Origin of the sequence: Burkholderia sp. BCC1985 (genome assembly GCF_905339915.1) — a bacterium.
GTDB lineage: Bacteria > Pseudomonadota > Gammaproteobacteria > Burkholderiales > Burkholderiaceae > Burkholderia.
On sequence record NZ_CAJPGY010000011.1, the window covers coordinates 105646 to 130738 of the forward strand.

General features: G+C 67.3%; 31 protein-coding genes. 14 read left to right on the plus strand and 17 right to left on the minus strand.

Features of this window, described 5'->3' with window-relative positions; translation table 11 throughout:
• Positions 1–90 precede the first annotated feature (90 nt).
• Complete coding sequence (locus U4Z31_RS13735) at positions 91–480, minus strand: fucose-binding lectin II (RefSeq protein WP_044845439.1); 390 nt, start codon at positions 478–480, stop codon at positions 91–93.
• Between U4Z31_RS13735 and U4Z31_RS13740 the strand changes: the two genes are divergently transcribed.
• Positions 479–742 (plus strand): hypothetical protein, encoded by a 264-nt coding sequence (locus U4Z31_RS13740; protein WP_321810606.1) that lies wholly within the window; start codon positions 479–481, stop codon positions 740–742. The two genes, U4Z31_RS13735 and U4Z31_RS13740, sit on opposite strands and share 2 nt — an antisense overlap.
• A gap of 413 nt (positions 743–1155) precedes the next feature.
• The gene (locus U4Z31_RS13745) at positions 1156–1560 is read left to right on the plus strand and encodes a hypothetical protein (protein ID WP_044845438.1); all 405 of its coding nucleotides are present in this window, start codon (positions 1156–1158) and stop codon (positions 1558–1560) included.
• Between the two features lie 115 nt (positions 1561–1675).
• On the opposite strand, the gene U4Z31_RS13750 is transcribed toward U4Z31_RS13745, so the two are convergent.
• Together U4Z31_RS13750 and U4Z31_RS13755 are read right to left on the minus strand one after the other, a co-directional pair.
• Positions 1676–2485, minus strand: coding sequence for a TlpA disulfide reductase family protein (locus U4Z31_RS13750; protein WP_321796162.1), 810 nt, complete (start codon positions 2483–2485; stop codon positions 1676–1678).
• A 229-nt stretch (positions 2486–2714) separates the two neighbouring features.
• Positions 2715–3725: a hypothetical protein gene (locus U4Z31_RS13755; protein ID WP_321810607.1), complete on the minus strand. Its 1011-nt coding sequence runs from the start codon at positions 3723–3725 to the stop codon at positions 2715–2717.
• A 219-nt stretch (positions 3726–3944) separates the two neighbouring features.
• Here U4Z31_RS13755 and U4Z31_RS13760 point away from each other — a divergent pair, with 219 nt between their 5' ends.
• The gene (locus U4Z31_RS13760; RefSeq protein WP_321810608.1) at positions 3945–4670 is read left to right on the plus strand and encodes a class I SAM-dependent methyltransferase; all 726 of its coding nucleotides are present in this window, start codon (positions 3945–3947) and stop codon (positions 4668–4670) included.
• 45 nt (positions 4671–4715) lie between these two features.
• Here the strand turns inward: U4Z31_RS13760 and U4Z31_RS13765 are convergent, their stop codons facing one another.
• Positions 4716–5192 (minus strand): GNAT family N-acetyltransferase, encoded by a 477-nt coding sequence (locus U4Z31_RS13765; protein ID WP_321810609.1) that lies wholly within the window; start codon positions 5190–5192, stop codon positions 4716–4718.
• Positions 5193–5323: 131 nt separating this feature from the next.
• Here U4Z31_RS13765 and U4Z31_RS13770 point away from each other — a divergent pair, with 131 nt between their 5' ends.
• The gene (locus tag U4Z31_RS13770) at positions 5324–6802 is read left to right on the plus strand and encodes a PLP-dependent aminotransferase family protein (protein ID WP_321810610.1); all 1479 of its coding nucleotides are present in this window, start codon (positions 5324–5326) and stop codon (positions 6800–6802) included.
• Between the two features lie 206 nt (positions 6803–7008).
• On the opposite strand, the gene U4Z31_RS13775 is transcribed toward U4Z31_RS13770, so the two are convergent.
• A complete protein-coding gene (locus U4Z31_RS13775; RefSeq protein WP_321810611.1) occupies positions 7009–8046 on the minus strand; it encodes an aldo/keto reductase in 1038 nt (345 codons plus the stop codon).
• 128 nt (positions 8047–8174) lie between these two features.
• Here U4Z31_RS13775 and U4Z31_RS13780 point away from each other — a divergent pair, with 128 nt between their 5' ends.
• The 5 genes from U4Z31_RS13780 to U4Z31_RS13800 all read left to right on the plus strand — a co-directional run bounded on the left by U4Z31_RS13780 (position 8175) and on the right by U4Z31_RS13800 (position 12444).
• Complete coding sequence (locus U4Z31_RS13780) at positions 8175–9062, plus strand: LysR family transcriptional regulator (RefSeq protein ID WP_124487070.1); 888 nt, start codon at positions 8175–8177, stop codon at positions 9060–9062.
• A 187-nt stretch (positions 9063–9249) separates the two neighbouring features.
• Positions 9250–9549: an ArsR/SmtB family transcription factor gene (locus tag U4Z31_RS13785; RefSeq protein WP_040139054.1), complete on the plus strand. Its 300-nt coding sequence runs from the start codon at positions 9250–9252 to the stop codon at positions 9547–9549.
• A 20-nt stretch (positions 9550–9569) separates the two neighbouring features.
• A complete protein-coding gene (locus U4Z31_RS13790; RefSeq protein WP_124529302.1) occupies positions 9570–10922 on the plus strand; it encodes a pyridoxal phosphate-dependent decarboxylase family protein in 1353 nt (450 codons plus the stop codon).
• A 163-nt stretch (positions 10923–11085) separates the two neighbouring features.
• Positions 11086–11553, plus strand: a complete 468-nt coding sequence (locus U4Z31_RS13795) for a cupin domain-containing protein (protein ID WP_044845430.1) — start codon at positions 11086–11088, stop codon at positions 11551–11553.
• 69 nt (positions 11554–11622) lie between these two features.
• Entirely contained in the window at positions 11623–12444 is an 822-nt protein-coding gene (locus U4Z31_RS13800; RefSeq protein WP_321796179.1) for an SDR family oxidoreductase, read from the plus strand.
• Between the two features lie 19 nt (positions 12445–12463).
• On the opposite strand, the gene surE is transcribed toward U4Z31_RS13800, so the two are convergent.
• The 3 genes from surE to U4Z31_RS13815 all read right to left on the minus strand — a co-directional run bounded on the left by surE (position 12464) and on the right by U4Z31_RS13815 (position 14688).
• Positions 12464–13243 carry a 5'/3'-nucleotidase SurE gene (gene surE, locus U4Z31_RS13805; RefSeq protein ID WP_321810612.1) on the minus strand — a complete coding sequence of 260 codons (780 nt, stop codon included), beginning with the start codon at positions 13241–13243 and terminating at the stop codon, positions 12464–12466.
• A 415-nt stretch (positions 13244–13658) separates the two neighbouring features.
• Positions 13659–13961 carry an AzlD family protein gene (locus U4Z31_RS13810; protein ID WP_014900507.1) on the minus strand — a complete coding sequence of 101 codons (303 nt, stop codon included), beginning with the start codon at positions 13959–13961 and terminating at the stop codon, positions 13659–13661.
• A complete protein-coding gene (locus tag U4Z31_RS13815; RefSeq protein ID WP_321810613.1) occupies positions 13951–14688 on the minus strand; it encodes an AzlC family ABC transporter permease in 738 nt (245 codons plus the stop codon). Before U4Z31_RS13815 ends, U4Z31_RS13810 begins: the two co-directional genes overlap by 11 nt.
• A gap of 126 nt (positions 14689–14814) precedes the next feature.
• Here U4Z31_RS13815 and U4Z31_RS13820 point away from each other — a divergent pair, with 126 nt between their 5' ends.
• From U4Z31_RS13820 to U4Z31_RS13830, 3 genes are all read left to right on the plus strand, one after another.
• The gene (locus tag U4Z31_RS13820) at positions 14815–15273 is read left to right on the plus strand and encodes an Lrp/AsnC family transcriptional regulator (protein WP_006486309.1); all 459 of its coding nucleotides are present in this window, start codon (positions 14815–14817) and stop codon (positions 15271–15273) included.
• A 219-nt stretch (positions 15274–15492) separates the two neighbouring features.
• Entirely contained in the window at positions 15493–16062 is a 570-nt protein-coding gene (locus tag U4Z31_RS13825) for a hypothetical protein (RefSeq protein ID WP_321796185.1), read from the plus strand.
• Between the two features lie 184 nt (positions 16063–16246).
• The gene (locus U4Z31_RS13830; RefSeq protein WP_415750282.1) at positions 16247–16492 is read left to right on the plus strand and encodes a hypothetical protein; all 246 of its coding nucleotides are present in this window, start codon (positions 16247–16249) and stop codon (positions 16490–16492) included.
• Positions 16493–16567: 75 nt separating this feature from the next.
• Here U4Z31_RS13830 and U4Z31_RS13835 read toward each other — a convergent pair whose 3' ends face one another.
• The 6 genes from U4Z31_RS13835 to U4Z31_RS13860 all read right to left on the minus strand — a co-directional run bounded on the left by U4Z31_RS13835 (position 16568) and on the right by U4Z31_RS13860 (position 20131).
• Positions 16568–16855 (minus strand): helix-turn-helix domain-containing protein, encoded by a 288-nt coding sequence (locus U4Z31_RS13835; protein ID WP_044845424.1) that lies wholly within the window; start codon positions 16853–16855, stop codon positions 16568–16570.
• A complete protein-coding gene (locus U4Z31_RS13840; RefSeq protein ID WP_321810614.1) occupies positions 16842–17183 on the minus strand; it encodes a type II toxin-antitoxin system RelE/ParE family toxin in 342 nt (113 codons plus the stop codon). The genes U4Z31_RS13835 and U4Z31_RS13840 overlap by 14 nt, the downstream gene beginning before the upstream one ends.
• A gap of 426 nt (positions 17184–17609) precedes the next feature.
• The gene (locus U4Z31_RS13845; protein WP_321810615.1) at positions 17610–18461 is read right to left on the minus strand and encodes a hypothetical protein; all 852 of its coding nucleotides are present in this window, start codon (positions 18459–18461) and stop codon (positions 17610–17612) included.
• A gap of 102 nt (positions 18462–18563) precedes the next feature.
• A complete protein-coding gene (locus U4Z31_RS13850) occupies positions 18564–18704 on the minus strand; it encodes a hypothetical protein (protein ID WP_321810616.1) in 141 nt (46 codons plus the stop codon).
• A gap of 116 nt (positions 18705–18820) precedes the next feature.
• Positions 18821–19153 (minus strand): DUF2322 family protein, encoded by a 333-nt coding sequence (locus U4Z31_RS13855; RefSeq protein WP_044845421.1) that lies wholly within the window; start codon positions 19151–19153, stop codon positions 18821–18823.
• Positions 19154–19426: 273 nt separating this feature from the next.
• Positions 19427–20131: a flavin reductase family protein gene (locus tag U4Z31_RS13860; protein ID WP_321810617.1), complete on the minus strand. Its 705-nt coding sequence runs from the start codon at positions 20129–20131 to the stop codon at positions 19427–19429.
• A gap of 229 nt (positions 20132–20360) precedes the next feature.
• On the opposite strand from U4Z31_RS13860, the gene U4Z31_RS13865 reads away from it, so the two are divergent.
• Both U4Z31_RS13865 and U4Z31_RS13870 read left to right on the plus strand, forming a co-directional pair.
• Complete coding sequence (locus U4Z31_RS13865; RefSeq protein ID WP_044845419.1) at positions 20361–20687, plus strand: thioredoxin family protein; 327 nt, start codon at positions 20361–20363, stop codon at positions 20685–20687.
• A gap of 10 nt (positions 20688–20697) precedes the next feature.
• Positions 20698–21117, plus strand: coding sequence for a secondary thiamine-phosphate synthase enzyme YjbQ (locus tag U4Z31_RS13870; protein ID WP_059605044.1), 420 nt, complete (start codon positions 20698–20700; stop codon positions 21115–21117).
• A 68-nt stretch (positions 21118–21185) separates the two neighbouring features.
• Here U4Z31_RS13870 and atsR read toward each other — a convergent pair whose 3' ends face one another.
• Genes atsR through U4Z31_RS13885 form a run of 3 tightly spaced genes read right to left on the minus strand, consistent with a single transcriptional unit; the run spans position 21186 to position 24443 of the window.
• On the minus strand, positions 21186–23006 hold the full coding sequence (gene atsR / locus U4Z31_RS13875) for a hybrid sensor histidine kinase/response regulator AtsR (RefSeq protein WP_321810618.1): 1821 nt from the start codon (positions 23004–23006) through the stop codon (positions 21186–21188).
• 9 nt (positions 23007–23015) lie between these two features.
• Positions 23016–23516 carry a molybdopterin-dependent oxidoreductase gene (locus tag U4Z31_RS13880; protein ID WP_321810619.1) on the minus strand — a complete coding sequence of 167 codons (501 nt, stop codon included), beginning with the start codon at positions 23514–23516 and terminating at the stop codon, positions 23016–23018.
• A 48-nt stretch (positions 23517–23564) separates the two neighbouring features.
• Complete coding sequence (locus U4Z31_RS13885; protein ID WP_044845415.1) at positions 23565–24443, minus strand: response regulator; 879 nt, start codon at positions 24441–24443, stop codon at positions 23565–23567.
• Positions 24444–25093: the final 650 nt, after the last annotated feature.

The following is a 25093-nucleotide window of genomic DNA, read 5'->3' on the forward strand; positions in this document are numbered from 1 at the left end:
TGCTGCGTGAGGCCCGCTTGATGAGCGCGAACCGCTGGCCGGCCAGACGACGGCGGGCCGGCACGGCGCGGCCGCCGATCGTGCGTCAGGTCAGCCGATCGGCCACTGCAGCACGACGATGCCGTCGTTGTAGTCGCTGTCGTGACCGTCTTCCGACACGACGATCCCGAAGTTGACGGTGAACGGCGAACCGTCCGATTTCTTGCCGCTGATCGGCGCGAGGCGCGCATCGGTGGCCGACGTCTTGCCGTTTACCGTCACTTCGAAGCGCAGCTTGCCGTTGCCCGAATTCAGCGTGGCTTCGCGCGGGCCGTCGCGCGTGGTCAGCTTGTGATAAGCGGCCGGTTCCTTGCTGTCGCCGATGAAGAGCTTGATGTGCTGCTGCTCGGCAGCATTCGCGAAGAAAATCGCGCGGAAGTCGGTGTTCGGCGGAATCGAAAACTCGCCGGCACGATTCGAAGACGTTTGAGATTCGGCCATGCTTTCCTCCTGGAAGTCGATGGATAAGGCACTTCACCGTGTCTCGCTAACGCTTGCAGTTTCAAACACGGTTCAGTCAGCATGGCGAAAAATAAATGAAAAAATATTCGACCGGGAATGGGAATTGTTCAGAAAATCGGAAACCGAAACAGTTCGATTTAATGGTGAATATTCAATGGAGCGTCGTTCGATATATCTCGGAAATTATATCGATGCGTGTCACGCTTTTTTGAATAATGGCGGGGTGTGCAGGCGGGAATGACGGGAATGGCGGGAAGATGCGGTTTCTACGCAGACGCTCGGCGTTCGCTCAGGGCAGCGTGCTGTTTCGACATCGTCTTTCCCTGTCGTGGCCGCGCCCACGGCCACCTCGCGTCGAAGCCGGCTCGCAACGAAGCGGGGTGCGGCGCCGACGAAGCTCAATGACCGGCTTACTCCGAACTTGAACAGGGCATTTCACCGGCACCGCACCCGACGAAGCATATCGGCCTGCTGTCGCGACGCCTATCGGACGCGGCTGATTTTTGCGCGCGACATTGCCAAGCGCGGCCTGATATACCTGACAGGCGATCAATTCCGAGATTAGCGGTATCGTGCAAGACGCGCGTGCGCTCGCTATTCGGCGGATTTATTCATTCAATTGGCCCTTTACCGGGCCCTCACGAGGACAGTGCGATGACGAAACCCGATAGTCTGAAAGGCGAGATCAAGGGACAGGCACAGGACGCAGATCGTCACAACCTGGCGCGGCCCGCCGTGAACGGCGCGTTGTGGGCGCGCGGCCTGACGACGCAGCGCGTGGCCGACCTGTTCAGGACCCTGCCCGGCCTCCCGGGGCACTGGATGCAGCTGCAGAACGAGGTCAACGCAGGGAACCGCTATTTCTATGGTGTCCAGAACGGTCACCAGACGACCGACGAAGGAAAGGAACTGATTCGCTGGATCGCCGATGCGGTGGTCAGCGCCGCGCAGAAGGCCGGATTCGATTTCCCGTTGCAGCAGCTCAGGTTTACCGCCGACACGGGGTGGCTGAAGCTTCAGCGCGTGTCGGGGCGGGTGATGGTGCTGTCGAGGCCGTGAGCGTAGCCGATGGCGGTCGAAGTGCCGGCGTGTCGGCGATCGAGTCAGCCGCGGCTGCGGGAACGCGCGCTGCCATCGACGATCGATCGTGGCATCGAGCAGGCCGTCGACGGCATCACTGACCGAAACGTTGCGCCACCGCATCCTTCAATCGCGCGGCGGTGAGCTCGCCCATGTGCGATTCGACGAGTTCGCCTTTCGCATTGAAGAACAGCGTCGTGGGCAGCCCGCGCGATCCGTACGCATGCATCGCATGCAACGACGGATCGAGCAGCACGTTGTCGAAGCGCAGCCCCTGCTGTTCGAGGAACGCGCGCACGGCCTGTGCGTTTTCCCCCTGGTTGAGCATCAGCACCGTGATGCCCGGATGATCGCGTTGCGCCTGTTCGAGGAGCGGCATCTCGCGCCGGCACGGTGCGCACCACGTCGCCCACAGGTTCACCACGACCGGCTTGCCTGCAAAGCGTTGCGGCAGGACGGGCGTCGCATCGAGCGTTTCGAGCTGCAGCGCGGCGAACGGCGGCGCGGTGCGCTGCAGTGTCGCCAGCGTGCCTTGCGCGATGCCCCACGCGGCGAGGCCCGCGACGATGCCGGCCGCCACGGGTTTGCGCAGCGCGGGCAGGCGACGCAGCCGCCAGACGGCGAACGCCAGCGCGGCGGCGATGCCGATGCGCCAGTCGAAGCCGCCGTCACCGAGCGCGACGATGGCGCGCGGCGTCGTCGCGTAGTCGCGCCACCATTGCGCGACATAGCCGATACGCGCGGCGACCAGCCCGAGCAGCAGCACGTCGAGGATCAGGCTCGACGCGCTCTTGTGATGTCCGTCGGGCGGGCGGCGCTGGATGAAGCGGGCAACGAGCCACGCCAGCAGCGCGGCGGCGGCTACCGCGACGACGCGGATCGAGAAGGGACCGATGCTCAACATGGGGAGAAAAGGGTGCGGGGATCGTGGATCGACCGGCGATCGCAATGCCGTCGACGGTCATGTGACGTTTCGACCCTACGGGACGCACACGGGTTCCCTTTGCGACCGCGCGCCATGCGCCGCCCGACGCGTGCGAATCGCATGCCCGGCGCCGGCATTCAGGACGACGTCGTTTTCGTCGAAGTCTCGCGACGCATCAGGCCGACCGACGATCGCGCAGGCCCGGTAATTACTGCCTGCTTCCGCGCGAGCCGGAAGGCGCACCGCCAAGCCGGTACGCGGTAAAGAATTCGTACCACGGCGAACCCTGTCCGGCCGGCACGCCGAGTGCCGACGTCCGCTGCTTCAAGGCCGTGAACACGTCGTTGATGCGCGCGGCCTGTTCGGCATCACTGAACGGACGCGGCTTCGCCCTGCCGGCCGCGAATGCGCCGTAGGCGACCGCGAGCAAGCGCGCGCCGTCGTCGATCGAGGCGACGGACCCGTTGATCGCCTCGACGAAGCGCGGCCGGTCCGCTTCTCGCGATGCGGCGATGCACTGAAACACGATCGCCGACACTTCGTGCAGGTCGCTCGCACGCAGCAATGCCGGCAGGCGCGCGGCGATCCGGTCGGCCGGTTCCTCGTGCAGCGCGGCGGCGAAGTCGAGCACGGCGGCCATCGGATTGCCGTCCTGCTGCACGCGATCGAGCGCCGATGCGGACGCCGCCGCCGCCTGCGCGACGTCGCCGGGCGCGGCGCGCAGCACGTCCGCGACCTGCTGCTGCCACGCCGGAAAGATCATCCGCACGTTGCCGAACTGCTCGCCGCCTTGCGCGTCCGGATTCCACCGATAGACGATCGTGCCGCCGCGAATGAACGGCGAATACAGATGCTCGGGCGTTTGTGGCAGCGGCCGTCCGTTGATCGGCAGCCATGCGAGCGTGAGCCAGTCGTAGCGGCCGGTGGCGGGCACCGCCGGGCTGGAACTCGCGATAACCTGCCAGGTGCCGCGGTTCGCGTAACGCCGACGCGCGTCGGGCACTGCGACGGTTTGCCGTTTCGCGGTATCGAAGTAGGTATTGCCGGTCACGTTTTTGCCGCTGTCCGGCGCCGGCGTGAGGGTGGCGATGACCCACGATGCGCCGTCGGCCGAACGATAGTCCGACGGCCGCAGCGTGGCGACGTCGTGCACCATGCGCGTTTCGGCAGCGACGGGGCTCGGCGGCAGTTCGGCGGGGCCGGCGACGATACTCGGCATGGACGTTCCTCGGAATCGGGGGTGTATCGGCACGCGCGCCGAACGCGAACGATGTGTGGCGGCGCATGTCGTCCGTCGTAAGAACTGTAGAACGCCGCCGCCGGAAACGGAAACCGGCCGCGGCGGCCTCGTGCCGCGCGACGCGCTCACGCGCACCGCCGCTTCGGCTTACCATGCGCATCCTGAACCAGCAGGACGAACACCGATCGGGGAGCGAACATGACCGACAGCAAAGCCATCACCGAACACTGGACGCACGTCGCCGACCAATGGATCGACTGGGCCGGCAGGCCGGGCCATGATGCGTTCTGGAAGTATCGCGACGGGCTGGCGGCCTACCTCGGCCGCGGTACCGGCCGCGCACTGGAGATCGGCTGCGGCGAGGGGCGCGTGAGCCGCGAGCTGAAGGCGCTCGGCTACGACGTGACCGCGAGCGACGCGGTGCCCGCGATGCTCGACGCCGCGCGTCGCGCGGCATCGGCGCACCGCTATGCGCTCGCCGATGCCGCCTCGCTGCCGTTCGATGCGGCCAGCTTCGATATCGTGATGGCATACAACGTGCTGATGGACCTCGACGACATGGCGGCCGCGTTACGCGAGGCACGTCGCGTGCTGAAGCCGGGCGGGCTGCTGTTCGTGTCGCTCGTGCATCCGTTCCGCGATCGCGGCCGTTTCGCGGGGCCGCAGCCCGACGCGCCGTTCGTGCTCGAAGGCACGTATTTCGGCAGCGAGCATTTCGAGGGCGTGGAAACGCGCGACGGGCTGTCGATGCACTTCGCGGGCTGGTCGCTGCCGCTCCAGGCCTACATGGATGCGCTGGAGGCGGCCGGTTTCGCGATCGTGTCGCTGCGCGAGCCGCTGCCAGATCGCGCCGACACGGACACGCTGAAGCAGTGGTCGCGCGTGCCGCTGTTCCTGTGGATCAAGGCGCGGCCGCTGGATTGAAACCGTCGCGGCCGCGCGGCGTGTGGCCTGCAGCACGCCGCATGATCAGCGCGGCAAGACCTTCCGGTAGATCACGAATCCGGTTTTCTCCGCGACGGTGTCGTAGAGCCGCATCGCCGTGCGATTCGTCTCGTGCGTCTGCCAGTACACGCGTTCGGCGCGCTGCGCCTGCGCGGCGTCGTACACGGCTTCGATCAACGCGCGGCCCACGCCCTTGCCGCGTTCGCGCTCGAGCGTGAAGAGATCCTGCAGATAGCAGGTCGGCCCGGCCAGCGTCGTGCTGCGGTGATACAGGAAGTGCACGAGCCCGACGAGCCGGCCGTCGCGTTCCGCGACACGCGCATGCACGGGCTCGTAGCCGTCGAAGAAGCGCGACCACGTGAGCCGCGTGATCTCGCGCGGCAGCGCGGTATCGCCGAAGCGGCCGTAGAAGCGGTTGTAGGCGTCCCACAGCGGCAGCCAGTTGTCGAAATCGTCCTCGCGGACGGGGCGTACGGTCAGGCCGGTGTCGCTAGCGTTCATGGTCGCGAACCTTTCGAGGATGGATGAAGTGAAGCGTTGCCGGCACGACCGGAAACGCGTGCAGACCTCTACGATAGAAAGTTCGTGGCACCATGTGTAGACCCATGACATCCACACAATCTGGAGCCACGATGGATTACGCGTTGCTGCTGTCGACCTTCGAGCGCGAAGCGGGGCCGCACGCGGCCACGCGGATGTCGCAGCAGCAGCGGCTGTACGCGTGCCTGCGCGACGCGATCCTGAGCGGCCGGATCGCCGAGGGCACGCGGCTTGCCGCATCGCGCACGCTGGCCGACGAGCTCGGCATCGCACGCAATTCGGTGCTGTACGCGTACGAGCGGCTCGCATCGGAAGGGTTCGTGACCGGCACGCGGCAGGGCACGGTGGTCGCCCGGATGGGGTTGCGCGGGTCGCAGGTCGCCGCCGCGGCGCCCGCCGGCGCTACGGCGGTGCTGTCGCGGCGCGTCGCGCAGGCCGAGCGCGCGACGAGCGGCCTCGACGAATCGCTGCCGTTCATGCCGGGCGTGCCGGCCGTCGACGCGTTCCCGCTCGCGCAGTGGCGGCGCTGCGTCGAGCGCGCATGGCGCTCGGCGGGGCCGGCGCAGCTCGGCTATCAGTCCGCGGAAGGCGACGCGGTGCTGCGCGACGCGATCGCCGGCTATCTGCGCGCGTCGCGCGGTGTGCGCTGCGACGCCGCGCAGGTGATCGTCACCGACGGCACGCAGGGCGCGCTCGACCTGTGCGCCCGCGCGCTGGCCGACGCGGGCGATGTCGCATGGATCGAGAACCCCGGCTACCACGGCGCGCGCAACGCGTTTCTCGCGGCCGACCTGCGCGTCGAGCCGATCGGCGTCGATGCGCAGGGGCTCGCGCCGCATCCGGACGACTGGCGCGATCGTCCGCCGAAGCTCGTCTACATCACGCCGTCGCACCAATATCCGCTCGGCGCGGTGATGAGCCTCGAACGGCGACTCGCGCTCGTCGCGCAGGCGCGCGCGGCCGGTGCATGGATCGTCGAGGACGACTACGACAGCGAGTTCCGTCACCACGGCACGCCGCACGCGGCCGTGCAGGGGCTCGCCGACGACGCGCCGGTGATCTACCTCGGTACTTTCAGCAAGGTGATGTTTCCGGCGTTGCGGCTCGGCTTCATGGTCGTGCCGGCCGCGCTTGCGCAGCCGCTGCGCGACGCGGCGGGCGCGCTGATGCTGCAGGGCCGCGCCGTCGAGCAGCGCGCGCTCGCGGATTTCATCGACGCCGGGCATTTCACGCGGCATCTGCGGCGCATGCGCCGCGTGTATGCCGAGCGGCGCGACGCGCTGCACGACGCGCTGGCGCGGCGGCTGCATACGCGGCTGACGGTGTCGGGCGGCGCGGGCGGCATGCATCTGTCCGCGCGGCTCGACGTGCCGGTGGCCGACACGGAACTGAGCCGCGTCGCGCAGGCGCACGGGCTGATCCTGCGGCCGCTGTCGTCGTTCTGCCTGCCGGGCACCGCGGCGGGTTACAACGGGCTCGTGCTCGGCTACGGCGGCGTGCCGGCCGAGCGGATGGACGGGCTCGCGCGGCGGATCGGCGAGATGATCGACCGCGTGCTGGCCGCGCGGTGACGGTCGTTGTGCCGTGTCGTCGCTACGCCGTTATGCCGTTACGCCGCTATGTCGCTAGGCCGTTACGCCGTTACGACGCTACGCCGCCACGTCGCTATGTCGCTATGTCGCCACGCCGCCACGTCGCCACGTCGCCACGTCGCCACGTCGCCACGTCGCCACGTCATCGCGTCATTGCATCGGAGCGCGACGGTCCGCTGCTCCGCTTACCCGCGCATCGGCGGATTGAGCCGCGCGAACGCGTCCTGCCGGCGATACGGGAAGTGCGGATACGGCGCTTCGATCGCACTCGCCGCATCGAGTTTCGCGACCTGCGCATCGGTCAGCGACCAGCCGAGCGCACCGAGGTTCTGGCGCAACTGTTCCTCGTTGCGCGCGCCGATGATCACCGACGACACGGTCGGGCGCTGCAGCAGCCAGTTCAGCGCGATCTGCGGCACGGTCCTGCCGGTTTCCTCGGCGATCGCGTCGAGTGCATCGACCACGTCGTACAGCCGTTCGTCGTCGACCGGCGGCCCGAAGCCGGCCGTGTCGTGCAGGCGGCTGCGTTCGGGCAGCGGCGCGTGGCGGCGGATCTTGCCGGTGAGCCGGCCCCAGCCGAGCGGGCTCCACACCAGCGCGCCGAGGCCCTGGTCCGCGCCGAGCGGCATCAGGTCCCACTCGTAGTCGCGGCCGACGAGCGAGTAGTAGACCTGATTCGCGACGTAGCGCGACCAGCCGTGCCGGTCGGCAACCGCGAGCGATTTCATGATCTGCCAGCCCGCGAAATTCGACACGCCGATGTAGCGCAGCTTGCCCGCGCGCACGAGATCGTCCAGCGTCGACATCACTTCCTCGACCGGCGTGGCCGCGTCGAACGCATGGAGCTGCAGCAGATCGATGTAGTCGGTATCGAGGCGGCGCAGCGCGTCGTCGACCGCGCGGATCAGCCGTGCGCGCGACGTGCCGGCGTCGTTCGGGCCATCGCCGGTCGGCAGGCCCGTCTTGGTCGAGATCAGCACCTGGTCGCGCCGGCCGTGGATCGCGGCGCCGAGCACGCGCTCGGATGCGCCGTCCGAGTACACGTCGGCGGTGTCGAACAGGTTGACGCCGGCTTCGAGGCAGATGTCGACCAGGCGGCGCGCTTCATCGACGTCCGTGTTGCCCCAGGCGCCGAACAACGGGCCGGTGCCGCCGAACGTGCCTGCGCCGAAGCTCAGCGCGGGAACCTTGAGGCCGGAGCGGCCGAGCGTGCGGTATTCCATGGCGGGTGTCCTCTCGTCGTCGAGGCCGGCGCGAACGGGCGTCGGCAAGGTGAGCGTTCACTCTAGCGCTTGCGGTTCATCCGGATAATTGGGCAGACTTCGAAAATATCCTTCGGAGGAAGCGAAGAATGCTGCTCGACAACCTGGCGCTGTTCCTGCGCATCGTGGAGAAGGGCGGGCTGGCCGCGGCCGGCCGCGAGGTCGGCCTGTCGCCGGCCACGGTTTCCGAGCGGCTGACGGCGCTCGAGCGCCACTACGGCGCGGCGCTGCTCACGCGCACGACCCGCGCGATCAGCCTGACCGACGAGGGCCGCACGCTGGTCGCGGGCGCGCGGCGCCTGCTCGCCGAGGCCGACGAACTCGAAAGCCGCGTGCGGCTCGGCGCGCAGACGCTGTCGGGGCCCGTGCGGCTCAGCGCGCCGGCCGATCTCGGGCAGGCGCGCGTCGTGCCGGTGGTCGACGCGTTCCTGGCCGAACATCCGGGCGTCACGGTCGACCTGCATCTCGGCGACGGCTACGTCGATCTCGTCGGGCAGGGGCTCGACTTCGCGATCCGTCGCGGCCAGCTCGCGGACAGCGCGCTGCGCAGCCGCTCGCTCGGCCGCTCGCGCCGCGTGGTGTGCGCCGCGCCTGCGTATCTTGCCGCCCACGGCACGCCGCGGCATCCGGCCGAGCTTGCCGCGCACGACTGCATCGTGATGCGCTTCGGCCAGGAACTGTATGCCGAGTGGCCGTTCCGTATCGACGACGAACCGAAGCGCGTGACGGTGCGTGGCCGGCGCGTCGCCAACGACGGCGCGCTCGTGCGCGCGTGGTGCGTCGCGGGGCACGGGATTGCGCTGAAGTCGCTGCTCGACGTCGAGCAGGATCTGGCGTCCGGCGCGCTGGTCGAGATCCTTCGCGAGTTCTCGCCGGGCGAAGTCGACCTGCAGATCGTCTATCCGGGCGGCGCGGTGCAGCCGCGGCGCGTGCGGGCGCTGATCGAACGGCTGGCGCAGGCGTTGGCGGCGGGGTGAGCGCAACCGGATCGCGCCGCGGCCGATGCGTTCGCGCGTCAGCGTCCGACGCGATGACGCCAAATGCGACGCGGTAGCGGAACGGGGCCGCTTCCCCCGCGACAGCGAACGCAAGATCGCCCGCGAAGCGGGTTGTCCACGTTTCGTCATTTAGCTAATATTCAAAACGTCAAACGAGACCGGAACCATGGACGACGTCACCCGCATCAGCGCACTGGCCAACGAAAGCCGTCTGGCCGTGATGCGCTGGCTCAAGCAGCCGCGCAAGCATTTCCCGCCGCAGCCGCACGGCGACTTCGACGAGCTCGGCGTGTGCTGCACGTACATTACCGAGAAGCTCGGCATCGCGCCGGCGACGACCACGCGCCACATGCGGATCCTCGCGGATGCCGGGCTCGTGCGGGCGACGCGCGTCGGCAAGTTCACGTACTACAAGCGGATCGACGATGCGCTGCATCGGTTGGGCCGCGACCTCCTGCAACTCTGATCTTCACAGAGGCAATCGACATGGATGAACTCGCCCTGCTGGCCGATGCCGACCGGCGCGCGCAAGCGTATCTCGCCGCGACCGACGAACGGCGCGCCTATCCCGACGCGGCGGCGCTCGCGGGTCTTGCGGCCTTCGACGAGCCGCTGCCCGATGCGGGCCGCCCGGCCGACGACGTGCTGCGCCTGCTCGACGACAAGGGCACGCCGGCGACCGTCGCATCGAACGGCCCGAACTACTTCGGCTTCGTGATCGGCGCGACGCTGCCGGCCGCAGCCGCCGCCGAGCGGCTGATGCTCGCGTGGGACCAGTGCGCGTCGTCGTTCGCGAATTCGCCGGTGGCCGCGACGATCGAGCGGCAGGCCGCGCGCTGGGTCGTCGACGTGCTCGGGCTGCCGGAAGGCAGCGCGGTCGGCTTCGGCACGAGCGCGACGGCCTGCACGCTGGTCGCGCTGGTGGCCGCGCGGCGTGCGCTGCTCGCGCGCAAGGGCTGGGACGTCGACGCGGACGGCCTGATCGGCGCACCCGAGGTGAAGGTCGTGCTCTCGGAGCTCGCGCACATCACGGTGAAGAAGGCGCTGCGCGTGCTCGGCTTCGGGATGAAGCGCCTGATCGTCGCGCCGGTCGACGCGCACGGCCGCATCGACCCCGCGCAATTGCCGCCGCTCGACGACATGACGATCCTCTGCGTGCAGGCCGGCGAAGTGAACACCGGCGAATTCGATCCGTTCGCGGCGCTGATTCCGCGCGCGAAGGCCGCCGGCGCGTGGGTGCACGTGGACGGCGCGTTCGGGCTGTGGGCGCGCGCGTCGTCGAAGCGCGCGCTGACCGACGGCATCGACGGCGCGGACAGCTGGACCACCGACGGCCACAAGTGGCTCAACACGCCGTACGACGGCGCGATGGTGATCTGCCGCGACGCGGCCGCGCTCGCGACCGCGATGAACAGCGATGCCGTCTACCTGAGCGGCGCGCAGGATGCGCAGAAGAACCTGAACCTCGAATTCTCGCGGCGTGCGCGCGGCATTCCGGTGTGGGCCGCGCTGCGTGCGCTCGGCCGCGCCGGCGTGGCGACGATGGTCGAGCGGCATTGCGCACAGGCCCAGCGCGTCGCGGACGGCCTGCGCGCGGCCGGCTACGACGTGCTGAACCGTGTCGTGCTGAACCAGGTGCTCGTGCGCGCCGGCACCGACGACGAGACGATCGCGATCCTTCAGGCCGCGCAGGACTCGGGCGACGTATGGTTCGGGCAGACCGTATGGCAGGGGCGGCCGGCGTTCCGGATCAGCGTGTCGTCGTGGCGCACGGAGGACGAGCACGTCGACCGTCTCGTCGCGTTGCTGACGACGCTGCGCGGCGTGCACGTCGGTTGAGCGGCGGCGGCGAATGCGTCGCGCGCGTGCCGCCGCCGCCGGCTATCCGTATCTGGAGATGTGTGGCTCGTCTGCGTGAAAATGTCGGACAATAACGCGGCATGCGCGCCGTGCCGGCCCGGGCGGCGCGCCCAACCGCAGCATTCACGCCGACGAGATTCCCATGTCCACGACACCTCCCCGGGAGCTGCTGAAAGCCGCCGACATCGCGAAGATGGAACCGACGCGCGCGGTGCATTCGCTCAATCCCAATGCCGTTCGCCTCAAACGACAGCTCAGCGACCTGACCGGCCTCACGCAGATCGGCGCGCACCTGCTCACGCTGATGCCCGGGCACGAATCGGCCGAGTATCACCGCCACCTGTACGAGGAAGAATGTGTGTACGTGCTGTCCGGCACCGGCTCGGTCACGATCGGCGAACGCACGTGCGAAATCGGGCCGGGCGATTTCCTCGGTTTTCCGCGCGGCGGCGACGCACACACGTTGCAGAACACCGGCGAGGTGCCGCTGGAACTGTTCATCCTCGGCCAGCGCCTCGAACACGACGTCTGCGAATACCCGAGAATCGGCAAGCGGCTTTACATCGCCGGCGAGCTCGAGGATTTCGTCGACCTGCCGAAACGGCCGTAGACGGCACGCATCCGCATCGGCCGTCGTCATGCTTATGATGCGGGAACGCCACTGACAGGATTCCACGCCATGGACGCGCCGCATCCGCCGATGAATGCCCCGATTTCCGAAACGGAACCTGAAACCGAAACCGTCGCCGAGCCGCGCGCGTCGCGCGTGCATCGGCCTGTCGCGCTCGTCACCGGATCGACGTCGGGAATCGGCGCGGCCATCGCGCGACGCCTGGCGGCGGACGGCTACGCGGTGATCCTGCATTCGCGCAGTTCCGCCGACACCGGTCGCGCGATGGCGCGCGAACTCGGCGCGACCTACGTGCAGGCCGATCTCGCCGACGACGCGCAACGCGTGCGGTTGATTCGCGACGCGCTGGCGGTGCATGGCCGCCTCGACGTGCTGGTCAACAATGCGGGCGTCAGCCGCGTGATTCCGCACGACGATCTCGCCGCCGCGACGCCCGACGTGTGGCGCGAGATGCACGAGATCAACGTGATCGCGCCGTTCCGGCTCGTCGCCGAAGCGCAGCCCGCGCTGCTCGAAGCGGCGTCGGGCGGGCGTGCCGGGTGCGTCGTCAACGTCAGCTCGCACGCCGGCGTGCGGCCGAAGGGGGCGTCGATTCCCTATGCGGCGGCGAAGGCCGCGCTCAATCACACGACGCGCTTGCTGGCGCGAACGCTCGCGCCGGCGATTCGCGTCAATGCGGTGGCGCCGGGGCTCGTCGATACGCCGCTGACCGCGGACTGGACCGACGCGCAGCAGCTCTGGCGCGAGCGCGCGCCGATGCGCCGCGCGGCGACGCCGGACGACGTCGCGCAGACGGTTGCGATGCTCGTCGCGTCCGATTATGTGACGGGCGAGATCGTGATGCTCGACGGGGGAATGAACCTGACGTGACCGGTAAACGCTCTCGAGGTCAGCCGAGGTTCGACCGCAGCCGCGCGAGCGCCTGATCGTGCGTGCGTTCGAACTTCAGCGGCGTGACCGCGATATAGCCTTCGCCGAGCGCGACCGTTTCGGAACCCGCATCGTCGTCGCGCGGTGCGCGCGCCAGTTTCAGCCAGTGGTATTCGATGTCGCGCGGATCGCGCCCCGACACGATGTCGACGCCTTGCAGCGTGCCGGCGCCCTGGTTCGTCACCTTCAGGCCGCGCACGTCGTCGGCCGGCCGCGCCGGGAAATTCACGTTGAGGCACGCGTCGCTGTCCCAGCCGGCCGCGACGAGCCGGCGAATCACGTCCGGCGCGTGCGTGAGCGCCGTATTCCACGGCACTGCGTTGCGGTCGATGAACGCCTGGCTCAGCGCGATCGCCGGCACGCCGACCAGCATGCTCGTCATCGCGGCGCCGACCGTGCCGGAGAACACCGTTTCGGTGCCGAGGTTCGCGCCGCGATTGACGCCGGACAGCACGAAGTCGGGCCGTGCGTCCTTCATCAGGTGGCTGACCGCGATCGCGACGCAATCGCCCGGCGTGCCGCGCACCGCAAAACGGCGCTCGCCCTTGCGATGCACGCGCAGCGGTTCGTGCAGGCTCAGCGAATGCGACGTGCCGCTCTGGTCCTCGGCCGGCGCGACGATCCAGACTTCGCGCGCCAGTTGCGTGGCGACCTGTTCGAGCACTTCAAGGCCGGGGGCGTCGAATCCGTCGTCGTTGGTGAGCAGGACGCGGTCGAACAGCGGGCGGGTTTCTTGCATCGGGACGATCCTCGCAGGTAGGCAATGAGAGGGGAAAGGCATCGCAGGTACACCCGCAAGGCTAGCATCCCGTCGCGGCGCATGTTGTGTCGTGTCATGCCGCATCTCATTGCACCTCACCTTAGCGCACCTCACCTCAGCCACCTCAGCGCACCGCACCGTACCGCACCGCCCCGTACCGCCCCGCACCGTACCGTACCGTACCGCACCGTACCGTACCGCCCCGCACCGCCCCGCACCGCACCGCACCGCACCGCACCGCACCGCACCGCGCCGCGCCGCGCCGCGCCGCGCCGCGCCCGGCGCCCGGCGCCCGCCGCGCGTGGATACGCGGATACGAAAACAGGCGCATGGCGCGCCCGTTTTTCCGGTTCGATGTGCCGCCCGGGCGGCGGGTGGGACCCGCGAGATCCGATTACCCGAGCAGATGCCGCAGCAGGCCGGCCGACGCGACGCCGACGATCACGGTCGGCAGGATCGACAGGCGCGTCGCCGCGATCAGCGTGACGGCGAGCGCGAGCAGGTCGGCCGGGCGTGTCGACACGAAGGCCGGCGCGATCACCGAGATCAGCACGCAGCCGGGCACGTTCTCCATCACCGACGCCATCCGCGGGCTCAGCGTGCGGTTGCGCAGCAGCACGTAGCCGAGCACGCGCGACAGGTAGGTCGTCGACGCCATCAGTACGATGGTCGCCACCGTCGCGAAATCAGGCAACATCGCGCGGCTCCCACAGCAGCGCGGCGATCAGACCCGCGCATGCGCCGGCCGCGACGTACCACGCGCCGGGCACCGCGAGGTGCGTGGCGGCCGCGACGACGAGGCTCACGAACCACGGACGGCTCGCGCGCATGCCTTTCCACATGCCGCGCAGCAGCACCAGAAACACGGCGGTGAACGCCATGTCGAAGCCGTATTGCTCGACGTCGCCGATCGTCGGGCCGAGTGCCGCGCCGAGCGTCGTCATCGAGATCCACGTCAGGTAGAGCCCGGAACACACGCCCGCGTAATAGGGGACGCTGATGTGCGTGGCCGAGCGCGAGCGTGCGTCGGCAAGCGACATCGCCCAGCTTTCGTCGCACATGAAGAACAGCGCGGCGAACGCGCGGCGGCGCGGCAGGCGCCGGATGTACGGCGCGAACGCCGCCCCCATCAGGATGTGGCGCGAATTCACGAGGAACGACATCGCGACGATCAGCGCGATGTGCGGCGGCGACGTCCATAGATGGATCGCCGCGAATTCCGAGCCGCCGCCGAAGTTCAGGCCCGTCATCATCGGCACCTCGAACAGGCTCAGCCCTTTTTGCGCGGCCTGCGCGCCGAGCACCAGCGCGAACGGCACGAAACCCAGCATGACGGGCAGCGCCGCGCGCAAGCCGCGACCCATCTCGGCGACATAGGCGGGCTTGTCGCGAAACCCGGTCGACGTTGAAACGCTACTGCTCATTACTCCTCCTTCGGGGGAGGAGGATTGTCTGCTTTTTTGACTCGAATCGGGTTGCGTTGCGGACCAATTTTTATGAGAATTTGGCATCCAACGAGTGATTTGCGATTTTTTTGGAATTCGATGCCAATGAAGCTTGACGCTATCGACCGCCGGATCCTGAGCGCGCTGCAGCGCGACGGCCGCATGCAGAACGTGGAACTCGCGCACGAGGTCGGGCTGTCGCCGTCACCGTGCCTGCGGCGCGTGCGCCTGCTCGAGGAAGCGGGCGTGATCGAAAAATACGTGGCCGTACTGAACCCGGCGAAGGTTGGCAAGGGGCTGACGATCTTCACGCGCGTGTGGCTGAAGGGGCAGGATGCGGAATCCGTGAACCGCTTCGCAGAGGCCGTCCAGCAGATGCCGGAAGTCGTCGAATGCCATCTGATGGCCGGCGACTGCGATTTCCTGCTGCGCGTCGTCGCGGCCGATATCGACGACTATCGGCGTTTCCAGATGGAATACCTCACGCGCATTCCCGGCGTGCTCAGCGTGAAGACCGACATTCCGATGCAGAAGGTCAAGCTCACGTCGGCGCTGCCGACGTAACGTGACGCGGGCGCGCGACGGCGATGCGGCGAATCGTCACCAGCCGGTGACGATCGGCCGATACACTGTCGGGACAAGCCGCTTTGCCGCGCACTGGCTGCATCGCAGTGCGACTTCGATGCGCAAGCAACTAACGGTCAACCGCGACGCGATCGACGAACACGCGCGCCGCGCGCGACGTGACCGGCCGATCGATGCGTTTTTCTTGTCGAGCCATTCATGCAGCCATTCAACGATCCGTGGAATTCGCTGGAAATCGTCAAGCTCGTGCTCGGTGTGCTGACGCCGTTGTCGGTCGCGTGCCTGGGCTGGCTCGTCGCGCGCCGGCTGAAGCGGCTCGAGCTCGTGCAGTGGACCAACCAGCGGCTGATCGAGAAGCGGCTCACGCTGTACGACACGGTCGCGCCGCAACTCAATGCGCTGCTGTGCTTTTACACGTGGATCGGCTACTGGAAGGACATCTCGCCGGACGACGTGATCCGCGCGAAGCGCGAACTCGACCGCACGTTTCACATCTACCGCTACCTGTTCGACGACGACGTGTACGACGCGTATCACACGTTCATCCACGCGTTGTTCGAGATGCACACGGGGCCGGGTCGCGATGCGCGGATCCGTTCGCTGATCCTGTCGCCGGACGGCGACCGCAGCGTGCACGGCACGTATGAATGGAAGGCGGCGTGGTCCGAGCGGTTCTCGACCTCGAACGTCACGGACAAGGCCGACGTGGTGCAGTTCTACACGCGGCTGATGGAGCGGCTGCGCGTGGCGCTGGGCGCGAATCGCTGACGATTGCGCACGCGTGCTGCACGCCGGTACCGGAATTCGCTACTCGGCGGCGCGGATTGATTCCCTCACGCATGGCGCGGATGCGCGACGCGGCCTCGGCTGACATGCTCGCGCCATGTCCATTCGCGGGAGGTTCGCATGCACGTCGACACGGGTTCCCGGCCGCTCGTGGCTCGTCGGCCGGGTGCGTACGCTCGGCGACGTCGAGACGTTCGACACGTTGCTGCGTCGGAATCCCGATCATCCGCTCGGGTTCTGGAAGATCCGGTATTTCGGCCGGATTCCGTGGCAGCGCCGCACGGTGACGCCGGCGAGCGTGTTCGAGAGCCGTGAGTTGCGTGTGGTGGTGGATACGCGTGGACGCGATCCCGGGGCGCGGGAACTGCGTGGCTCGGAAGAGGCGGAAACCGGTGGCGCATCTGATTGCTGATGCGGCATCGTCCGGGGTTTGAACAACCGTGGCGACGCGCCGGCCGCTCGACCGGCCGGTGGTCGGAACGAGGAATCACGCGAACGAGATCACGAGTTTCTTGCCACAAGCTGCCGCGTACTTGCGCAGCGTATCGATGGACGGTGAATGCTGGCCCGTTGCGAGTGCGCGCTCGAGTCGCGTCACTGCCGGTGCTTTGGTGCCCATGCGCTGGGCTACATCGGCTTGCGACAGGCCGGCGTCTCGCCGAGCAGCCAGCATCACGTCGAGCAGTGCGAGTTCTTCGCGGTTCAGTCGTTCGTATTCGGCACGCACCTCGGGGTCGGACAGTGCCCGCGCGCGCAGTTCCTTATACGTTGCCATCTTGAACCTCCTCGAGTCGGTAGCGCGCGATCTCCAGTTCTTTCCGGGGCGTCTTTTGCGTCTTCTTCACGAAGCAATGAAGCATGACGATACGCCGATCGACGATCGCGCAATAGAACACTCTGGCGATACCTTCGGCGCCCTTCAGTCGCATTTCGTACAGCCCGTTTCCCATTGACTGGGTGTGCGGCTCGCCAAGATTCGGGCCGTACTGCTCCATGCGATCAGCGAGCGCAAAAAAACGGGCAAGCAGCGTCGTCGGTAACGTGACGACCCCCGTCTCTACGCGCGCATTGAAGAATTGAATTTCGTACGCGTTAGCTGGCATGATAACAAATATGTTATTTTCGTGCAAGTGCGGAGTTCGCCCGCGACTGTGGACGCGGGCGGGCGTTCGGTGCGTTCGAAGCGTCGTTACGTCGCGTGGGGATTTCGGTCAGGAAGGGGGCGTTCGACGAGATTCGGATGGCCTGAATCGGGCAACGCGTGCGATTCGGTATCGGCGCGGGTGGCGCACGTTGGAAGCTGCGGCGTGGAGAGGTCGATCATGGAAGTCCCTTTATGCCGGACACGCGTGAACGCGCGTGAAAGGGAGGTCAGTTTGGGAGCGAGCGTGGAGCGGGTCAATTGACCGGACGGCCGATGATCCGATGCGCCGGTACAGTCGATCGCCAATGGATTCGCTGCTTTTCGGTGCGACGACGAACGCATGCCATGCGATCACGCACGAATCACGCGCACGCCACCGCGCCGATCACTGCTTCCGGCAAGCCACCTGATAATCGATCACGGTATTCGCCGACGGCGTGTCCGGCTCGCCGCCGGCCGTCGTCACGCCGAGCACGCCGGACACACTCCGATACCGCAGCGCGCAATAGCCCATGCCGGTGCCCGAGCACGCTTCGGCTTCGATGATCCCGTGCTTCGCGAGCGTCGCCGCGCCGTCCATCGGGTCCGGCTTCTCGTGCGGACGCAGCGGCTGCCATCCACGCGAGATCAGAATCTTGCGCGCCACGTCGAGCGGCTTGCCGTACACGTTGGGCACGACCGCACGGCCGCGACAGTACGTGCGTTGCGCCGCGACCGCGGTCAGGCGCAAGCCGCCATTTTCTTCGCGCAACTCGGCGACGGGCGCCGACGGGCCGTCGCCGCCCCAGACCAGCAGCGCGCCGCTTTCCAGCTGCTCGACCGAGCCGAGCTGCCAGCCGGCCGATCGTACCGTATAGCCGAGCGCGACGAGCGTCGTGCCGTCGAAGACGCCGATGTTCGCGTTGCGCGCAAAACAGATCGCGCTCGTCCCCGGCTTGAACCCGCTCGCGAACGTGACGACGGTGTAGCGGCCGAGCGGCGCTTCAGAAGTCACGATCCAGCCGAGCCTCGCGACGTCGCGGCCAGCCGCGGTGGCGGTCTTCGCGCGATATTGCGCGCAGAACGCGTCGAGTGTGCCGTGTTCCGGCGAGCGCGGCAGCGCGCCGAGCGGAACCAGGGACGCGCCGGCGATATCGGAGGCCGCACGCAGCGTCTCGGCCGACGCTGCACCGCCGGGTGCGACGCACGCGAGTACCGCGATCGATGCGATGCGGCGGGCAAACAGCGGGACAGTCATGCGATGCACGTGGATGGTCTCCGGGGAAAGAACGGGGAGTCGCGATGGTCGCGGTTTTCCGCGCAGGTGTCACGACGGCAAGCGGTGCACGAGACGGCGGCGTCAGTGCGCCGCTCCGTCCTGATGCAGCACCTTCTCGAACAGCGCCTGCGCGCGTTCGGCGGACATCCCGTTGTGGAATACGCTCGGCTCGCCTTCGTGCCATTCGTCGCATTGCGCGCATGGAAACCGGAATGTGGCCATGCGTGACCGCGTCGGAACCGTGAGGTGAGGCAGTGACGGGTGCGCGGTGAAGCGCGCGGCGGGCGCGAGCCGCTGCGGCGCATCGGCCCGCAGCGTACCCGCCCGTCGCCAGGCACTCAGCCCTTCGCGACCACGTCGATCCGCAGCGCTTCGCCGCCGTCGACGATCGCGAGCAGACGATCGACGTTCGGGTGCGCGCCCGGGCGGTTGCGCGCGTCGGCGGTGTGCTCCGCGAACACGGCGAGGCCGTGCTCGGCGGCCTTCGCGTCAAGCGCACCGAACGCCTGCTTCAGGTAGTTGTACACCGCGAGCGAGCCCTGCTTGCCCGGCTGGTTCTCGATGCTCGCGACCACGTCGCCGTTCGCGCCGACGAGATCGATGCGCGCGACGCCGTCGATGGCCGGCAGTTGAGCGAGGTTGTCCTTGAATACTGGGGTCGGTTGAATCACTGAAAACACTCCGTCGGTTCGATAAGGGGCGAGGCGGCCCGTATCTTAGCCGATCGGGCGTTGGGTTTCGCGCGGCTCGTGCGCGAGACGATGCAGGGCGCGCGCGGTGGGTGCGACCGTGCAGGACGAAGCACGATTTGGAGAGGCGGTCATCGGTGTTCTCCAGGTTATCCGCCGCACCGACGCGCGGCGGCAATGAAGCGGATTCAGGGAAGTGAGGCACGCAGTGACGAGCGATCTCGACGCGGTTCGCGTCACGCAGGCCGCCGCGCGTTATCGCCGGGCAACGTCCATCGACATGCCGGCCTCACGCGAGCGCTCGATGTCCGGGCTTCGATACGCGCGCTCGGGAATCTCGGCGAGCCGCGACGTGTGCACCTGATGCGGCGCCAGGCCATAGAACTTCTGGAAGCTCATGATCAGCGGCGACCATTTGTCGGGATCGATGTGGTCCGGATGGCCGTCAGCCAGCAGACCCGGATGCACGTGCACACGCTGGATGCGCAGCTCGAATACGGTGATCTTTCCGCGCAGGTCGGGCGTGTCGTCGCCGATCCCGTGCGAGGCCGCGACGACGGCCTCCATGTGCACCGGGCATTCGAGCGCGCGCGGCGGCGCGACGGTCTGCGACGCCGCTTCGGTGAGGCCGGCCGTGCCGAACTTGTCGGGTTCGAACACGTAACCTTTTGCCCGCTTCCCGTCGGGCACCGGATACGTGCCCGTCATGCGCGCGATCCGGTCGACCGCGTGCGCCTGCGCCGACGACGGCAGGTTCAGCACGCATTCGCCCGCGCGCAGCAGGTTGCGCGTGGTCTGCGAACTGGCGGCGATGCCGATCACGCCGCGCCAGCCGAGCCAGAACGCGGACGAGATCGGTGCGAGATTGGCCGTGCCGTTTTCGTTCAGCGTGCTGACCAGCACGACGGGCGTGCCGAAATAGAGGATGTTCGGTTCGGTGACGCGATGCGGAGCATTCATGGTAGGCGCCTTCGTTGATGGATCGGTCCTCATGCTGATCCTGTCGCTGCGGCGCGGCACTCCGGATCTTGTCATGTCATTCCGGCCGGCGCGCGCAGGTGGTGTACGCGTCGGCCGGAGCCCGCCGACATCGCGCGCGCTTTTCCGCTACAGTAGGAAATCGCAGGCCGAGCCCGCCGCATCACGCAGGCGCGCGCGGCCATGTTCCGCCAACGCTCACGAGGGCCTGATGGATACCGAGCAACGCTACACCGCCAATGCGCCGACGCGCGCGGAAGTCGACGCACTGGGCGGCGCAACCGTCATCGAATTCGGTGCGAACTGGTGCGGGATCTGCGCGAGTGCGCAGCCCGCGATCGCCGCGTCGTTTTCCGCGCATCCCGCCGTGCGTCACCTGAAGATCGAGGATGGCCCGGGCCGCCCGCTCGGCCGCTCGTTCGGCGTGAAGCTGTGGCCGACGCTGGTGTTCCTGCGCGACGGTGTCGAGGTCGCGCGCGTCGTGCGCCCCGCCGACGCGAAGCAGATCGAAGCCGACGGCTTCGCCGCATTCGCCTGAGGTCGACATCATGCAACAGGCCATCACGCACATCGGCGTCGACGCGCGCGGCAGCGGTCTCGTCGAGTTCACGCCGCAGGTGCGCGCATTCGTCGACCAGCAGGCGATTCGCACCGGGCTGCTGACCGTGTTCTGCCGCCATACGTCGGCGTCGCTGCTGATCCAGGAGAATGCGGATCCGTCGGTGCAGCGCGATCTCGAACGCTATTTCGCGACGCTCGCACCCGAGGACGACACGCGCTACGAGCACGACACCGAAGGGCCCGACGACATGCCCGCGCATCTGCGCACGGCGCTGACGCAGGTGCAGCTGTCGATTCCGGTCGAGCACGGGCGCATGGTGCTCGGCACGTGGCAGGGCATCTACCTGTTCGAGCATCGCCGCGCCGCGCACCGGCGCGACATCGTGCTGCATCTGATCGGCGAATGAGTATCGACGGGTGACGCGGCGCAGCGCGCGATGCGATGCCGTGCGCAGGCGCACACGCTATCGCGGGCTTACGCGAGCAGTTTCTCGACGAGCGCGCCGAGTTCGCGAAGGTGGACAGGCTTCGGCAGGAATTCGTCGAATACCTGCTTGTTTTCGCGCAGCGCCGCCGACTCATACGCGCTGACGCCGAGGATCGCCGGATGGCGGCCGTCGTCGTCGGGTTGCGCCACTGCCCGAATGCGCCGCGCGACTTCGAAGCCGCTCAGGTCCGGCAGCTCGAGATCGAGCACGACGATGTCGTAGCGGCCGGTGCCGAAGCGCGCGACGCCTTCCTGTCCGGTGCCGCACAGATCGGCCTCGATGCCGAGCGCCGACAGCATCGCGCCGAGCGTTTCGCGTGCGTTGTCGTTGTCGTCGACCACCAGCGCGCGCCGGTCCCGGTGCTCGGTCGCGGGTGGCAGTGCGGAGGCATCCCCGGCCGCGTGGCCGGCCGTGTCGATGCCCGGCACTTCGGCCGGCAGCGTCACGACGAACTCGCTGCCTTCGCCCACCGTGCTGCGCACGTCCACATGCCCGCGCAGCGTCGTCACGATCTCGCGCACGACGGCGAGCCCCATGCCGATTCCGTCCACGTGCAGCCCCACCGCGTCGTTCGCGCGATAGAACGGCTCGAAGATCTTCGACAGGTGTTGTTTCGCGATGCCGGCGCCCGTGTCGCGCACGGCGATTTTCAATTGCTGGCCGGCCGGCGCGTCGGCGAGCGTGATCGACACGTCGATCGATCCGCCGGCCGTGTACTTGACCGAATTCTCGATCAGGTTCGACAGCACCTGACGCAACAGCTTGCGATCGGAGCGGATCGCGAGATCGCCAGGCTCGACCTGCTGCGCGACCGCGATCCGTTTGGCCGCGATCTTCGCGCGCAGCGGATCGAGCACTTCGGCGAGCAGCGATGCGATGCCGACCGTTTCGGTTTCGGCGAGGCGCTTGGTCGAGCGCAGCTTGATGTAATCGGTCAGGTCCTTGACCAGCGCCTCGAGCGACGATGCGGAATTCTGCAGTCGCCGGATCGTTTTCAGGTTCGCGTCGGATTGCGGCCGCGCGAGCAGGATCTCGATCGATCCGCAGATCGCCTGCAGCGGCGTGCGCAGTTCATGGCTGACCATTCCGAGGAACGCGTTCTTCGCCTCGATCATCTCGAACGCGCGATCGGATGCCTTGCGCTCCGCATCGAGCGCCGCGTTCTGTCGTTCGAGCAGATCGTCGCGCGTGCGCATCGTATAGAACAGCAGCAGGAACAGTGCGCACAGGATCACGCCGAGGATAATGCCGAGCGACACGATCGCCTGCTGCTTTTCTCTCAGCTGATGGAACGTGAAGTCGCGCTGCGCCATCTCGATCGCACGGAAGTCGTTCGCGAGGCCGTTGACCTTCGGCCAGTACGTACTGACCTCGTCGATCACGCGCTGTGCGCCGCCCGGCGCGCCGCGCAGCAACGGCACTTCCTGCCTCAGGCGCGTCATGAACTCGCCGAGCGCCGCGATCTGGGCGCGGGCACGCGGGATGCGCAGCCAGTATTCGGACACCTCGGACGGCCGCTGCAGGAACCCGAACGACACCGACAGGCTGTCGAGCTGCATCTGCACGTGGTCGAAGTCGTCGTCCACGTGCGTCGCGTAGAGGATCAGCTGGCGGTCGAAGCGCGTGTAGACGTTGCGGTATTGCGCGGCGGTCCAGAACACGCCTTCACGCGGTCCTTCGAGCACGCCCTCGTTGACCGACGTCGCGAGCAGGTCCCACAGCAGGAACGCCCATGCGGCGAATCCCAGGATCCACAGCGATCCCAGGACCAGGATGATTTTTCTGTTCTTCCACCGCCCGCGCTTCATGTCGCGCGCTTACTTCACGGTCAGGCCGATGATCTGCCACGCGAACTTGGCTTCGCCGAGCGGCGTCTTGAGCTCGTCGGGATACTGGTCGCGCGGATACATGATCCACAGCGGGCCGTAGTTGTCGTTGCCGAGTACCTTGCCGTTCATCGTGCGCGCGAGGATCACGCCGTACTTGTCGGCATCCGACACGGGGATCGTGAACGTGTATTCGTCGATGCAGCGGAACTCGATCTGCGTGCCGTGCGCGTCGACGGCCTTCAGCACGTCGGACAGGCGCGGGCCGGTGAAGGTCGCCTTCGGCGTCCAGCTCGTCGACGTGACGATCGTGTACTGCGGCAGCGCCATCAGCGCCTGCTCGGTAAAGACGAACATGGTCTTGCCGGGCTGGTTGCTGCGGCCGATCTTGCCGTCGACGGTGAACGTGAACGACGCGGCCCAGCTCGCGGCAGCGATGCCGAGCAGGCCGGCCGTGACCAGGCTTTTGATCCAGATGGTCGAAACGCGCATGTCTTTCCTTCGGTCGTGTGCGTGTGGTGGTGGGTTTTCGCCGTGGTCTCAGCTCGCGGCGGCGGCCGTGGCGGACGGCAGCGTGATCTTCAGTTCGCGCGCGACTTCGGCGAACAGGATCGGCAGGCGCACCGGCTTTTCCTCGCAGCGCGCGTTGTAATGCGACACGATGTGCGCGATTTCGTCCTCGCTCGCCTCGCCGGTGGAGATCTTGCCGGTCAGCAGGAAGATCGGCGCGTCGCCGTTCTCGCTCGAGCGGATGCCGCGCACGAGCTCGGCGGCCGTCTGGTCGCCCAGCATCCAGTCGAGGATGTAGCCGTCGAAATCCTCGACTTCCAGCGCCTTGCGGAACGATGCGCCGTCATAGTAAGGAATCGCGTTCACGCCTTTTTCGATGAAATATTCGCACACGGTTTCTGCGACGTCCTGCGAATCGTCGACCACCGCGATCCGCGCCGCGTAGACGGTCGGCTGGCTCGAGCGCAGTTCGATCACGTCGACCGGATAGAGGCGGCCTTCGCGTGCGTGCTGGCGTTCGGTGACGATCCATTCGCCCTGCCACTGCAGCGCGACGAAATCCGTTTCGATCTGGCTGCTGGCCTTCGCCGAGATCGCCGCGCGGCAGCGAAAGCGGCGCGACTCGATCACGAGCGTCGCGTCGATCATCTCGGCGGCGGCCGGCTGCGTGCCCTTGTCGTCGAGCAGGATCGCGGGCGGCACGCCGAAGTGCGTCGCGATGTCCTGCAACTGCGACAGGTTCCACGGGATCAGGCCTTTCATCTTGCGCGTGACGACCGAGAAACTGAGGCCCAGCACGTTCGCGATCGTGGTGTTGTGGCTGCGCGGCGGAATGCCGTTGCGCGTCAGCAGATCGTGCACCTTGGTGGCGGTGATGAGATCGACGTTGGCCTGCTCGCTATTGGGCATCTCGATGGGGTCTCCTGAGGTTGAGCGACGAAGAGCATATTCAAAAGTGACGCAATACGCAAACTTTGAAAATGCGAATCACCTTGACATGCCATTTTTCTCCATTATTATTGCTCATCACGTCACTATTGTTTGTCGCGTCATGTTTGGAGGCCGGTGTCGACACATTCGGCCCGGCGAAAAGCGGCAGCCAGCGCGTGACTGAACGATTCGAAGAGAGCCAAAGAGAGCCTGAGAGAGCCTTGGACTGCGTGTCGGCGTGGGTGAATTGTATTCGCCTCGCCGCGCGCAAGCCGGGTACGCGCTCGCGGGGGCGGGATCGTGCGAAGCAATACGGCGCGAATAAGACGTGGGGGAAAAAAGCGCGAAATGGTTCGCCGGTTACTCGCACCGGAGTTGCTGTTGACCGCGTGTGCGCGGGATCCGTCCGTCACCGGCAATACCGTGCGGATCTGCGATGACATAGGGTGTTTCGATCGCCCTGAAGTTTAGGTTTCCTATCAAAAGAAGGGCGATCCGGATGACCGCGAGGATCCGCTCATCGTGTCGCTGAAGCAGGCCGCGAAGACTCGGCCGAAGCCTGCCTATGACCTCGAGTGATTTCCGCGGCGACGGCGTGTGCCAGGCCGCCGCGCGTCGGGTGTGTCGGC

Bases quoted from the DNA above. Each gene is read 5' to 3' on its own strand.
- U4Z31_RS13740 (WP_321810606.1), top strand. From the start codon at position 479: ATGCTTTCCTCCTGGAAGTCGATGGATAAGGCACTTCACCGTGTCTCG.
- U4Z31_RS13735 (WP_044845439.1), bottom strand. From the start codon at position 480: ATGGCCGAATCTCAAACGTCTTCGAATCGTGCCGGCGAGTTTTCGATT.
- U4Z31_RS13745 (WP_044845438.1), top strand. From the start codon at position 1,156: ATGACGAAACCCGATAGTCTGAAAGGCGAGATCAAGGGACAGGCACAG.
- U4Z31_RS13750 (WP_321796162.1), bottom strand. From the start codon at position 2,485: ATGTTGAGCATCGGTCCCTTCTCGATCCGCGTCGTCGCGGTAGCCGCC.
- U4Z31_RS13755 (WP_321810607.1), bottom strand. From the start codon at position 3,725: ATGCCGAGTATCGTCGCCGGCCCCGCCGAACTGCCGCCGAGCCCCGTC.
- U4Z31_RS13760 (WP_321810608.1), top strand. From the start codon at position 3,945: ATGACCGACAGCAAAGCCATCACCGAACACTGGACGCACGTCGCCGAC.
- U4Z31_RS13765 (WP_321810609.1), bottom strand. From the start codon at position 5,192: ATGAACGCTAGCGACACCGGCCTGACCGTACGCCCCGTCCGCGAGGAC.
- U4Z31_RS13770 (WP_321810610.1), top strand. From the start codon at position 5,324: ATGGATTACGCGTTGCTGCTGTCGACCTTCGAGCGCGAAGCGGGGCCG.
- U4Z31_RS13775 (WP_321810611.1), bottom strand. From the start codon at position 8,046: ATGGAATACCGCACGCTCGGCCGCTCCGGCCTCAAGGTTCCCGCGCTG.
- U4Z31_RS13780 (WP_124487070.1), top strand. From the start codon at position 8,175: ATGCTGCTCGACAACCTGGCGCTGTTCCTGCGCATCGTGGAGAAGGGC.
- U4Z31_RS13785 (WP_040139054.1), top strand. From the start codon at position 9,250: ATGGACGACGTCACCCGCATCAGCGCACTGGCCAACGAAAGCCGTCTG.
- U4Z31_RS13790 (WP_124529302.1), top strand. From the start codon at position 9,570: ATGGATGAACTCGCCCTGCTGGCCGATGCCGACCGGCGCGCGCAAGCG.
- U4Z31_RS13795 (WP_044845430.1), top strand. From the start codon at position 11,086: ATGTCCACGACACCTCCCCGGGAGCTGCTGAAAGCCGCCGACATCGCG.
- U4Z31_RS13800 (WP_321796179.1), top strand. From the start codon at position 11,623: ATGGACGCGCCGCATCCGCCGATGAATGCCCCGATTTCCGAAACGGAA.
- surE (WP_321810612.1), bottom strand. From the start codon at position 13,243: ATGCAAGAAACCCGCCCGCTGTTCGACCGCGTCCTGCTCACCAACGAC.
- U4Z31_RS13810 (WP_014900507.1), bottom strand. From the start codon at position 13,961: ATGTTGCCTGATTTCGCGACGGTGGCGACCATCGTACTGATGGCGTCG.
- U4Z31_RS13815 (WP_321810613.1), bottom strand. From the start codon at position 14,688: ATGAGCAGTAGCGTTTCAACGTCGACCGGGTTTCGCGACAAGCCCGCC.
- U4Z31_RS13820 (WP_006486309.1), top strand. From the start codon at position 14,815: ATGAAGCTTGACGCTATCGACCGCCGGATCCTGAGCGCGCTGCAGCGC.
- U4Z31_RS13825 (WP_321796185.1), top strand. From the start codon at position 15,493: ATGCAGCCATTCAACGATCCGTGGAATTCGCTGGAAATCGTCAAGCTC.
- U4Z31_RS13835 (WP_044845424.1), bottom strand. From the start codon at position 16,855: ATGGCAACGTATAAGGAACTGCGCGCGCGGGCACTGTCCGACCCCGAG.
- U4Z31_RS13840 (WP_321810614.1), bottom strand. From the start codon at position 17,183: ATGCCAGCTAACGCGTACGAAATTCAATTCTTCAATGCGCGCGTAGAG.
- U4Z31_RS13845 (WP_321810615.1), bottom strand. From the start codon at position 18,461: ATGACTGTCCCGCTGTTTGCCCGCCGCATCGCATCGATCGCGGTACTC.
- U4Z31_RS13850 (WP_321810616.1), bottom strand. From the start codon at position 18,704: ATGGCCACATTCCGGTTTCCATGCGCGCAATGCGACGAATGGCACGAA.
- U4Z31_RS13860 (WP_321810617.1), bottom strand. From the start codon at position 20,131: ATGAATGCTCCGCATCGCGTCACCGAACCGAACATCCTCTATTTCGGC.
- U4Z31_RS13865 (WP_044845419.1), top strand. From the start codon at position 20,361: ATGGATACCGAGCAACGCTACACCGCCAATGCGCCGACGCGCGCGGAA.
- U4Z31_RS13870 (WP_059605044.1), top strand. From the start codon at position 20,698: ATGCAACAGGCCATCACGCACATCGGCGTCGACGCGCGCGGCAGCGGT.
- atsR (WP_321810618.1), bottom strand. From the start codon at position 23,006: ATGAAGCGCGGGCGGTGGAAGAACAGAAAAATCATCCTGGTCCTGGGA.
- U4Z31_RS13880 (WP_321810619.1), bottom strand. From the start codon at position 23,516: ATGCGCGTTTCGACCATCTGGATCAAAAGCCTGGTCACGGCCGGCCTG.
- U4Z31_RS13885 (WP_044845415.1), bottom strand. From the start codon at position 24,443: ATGCCCAATAGCGAGCAGGCCAACGTCGATCTCATCACCGCCACCAAG.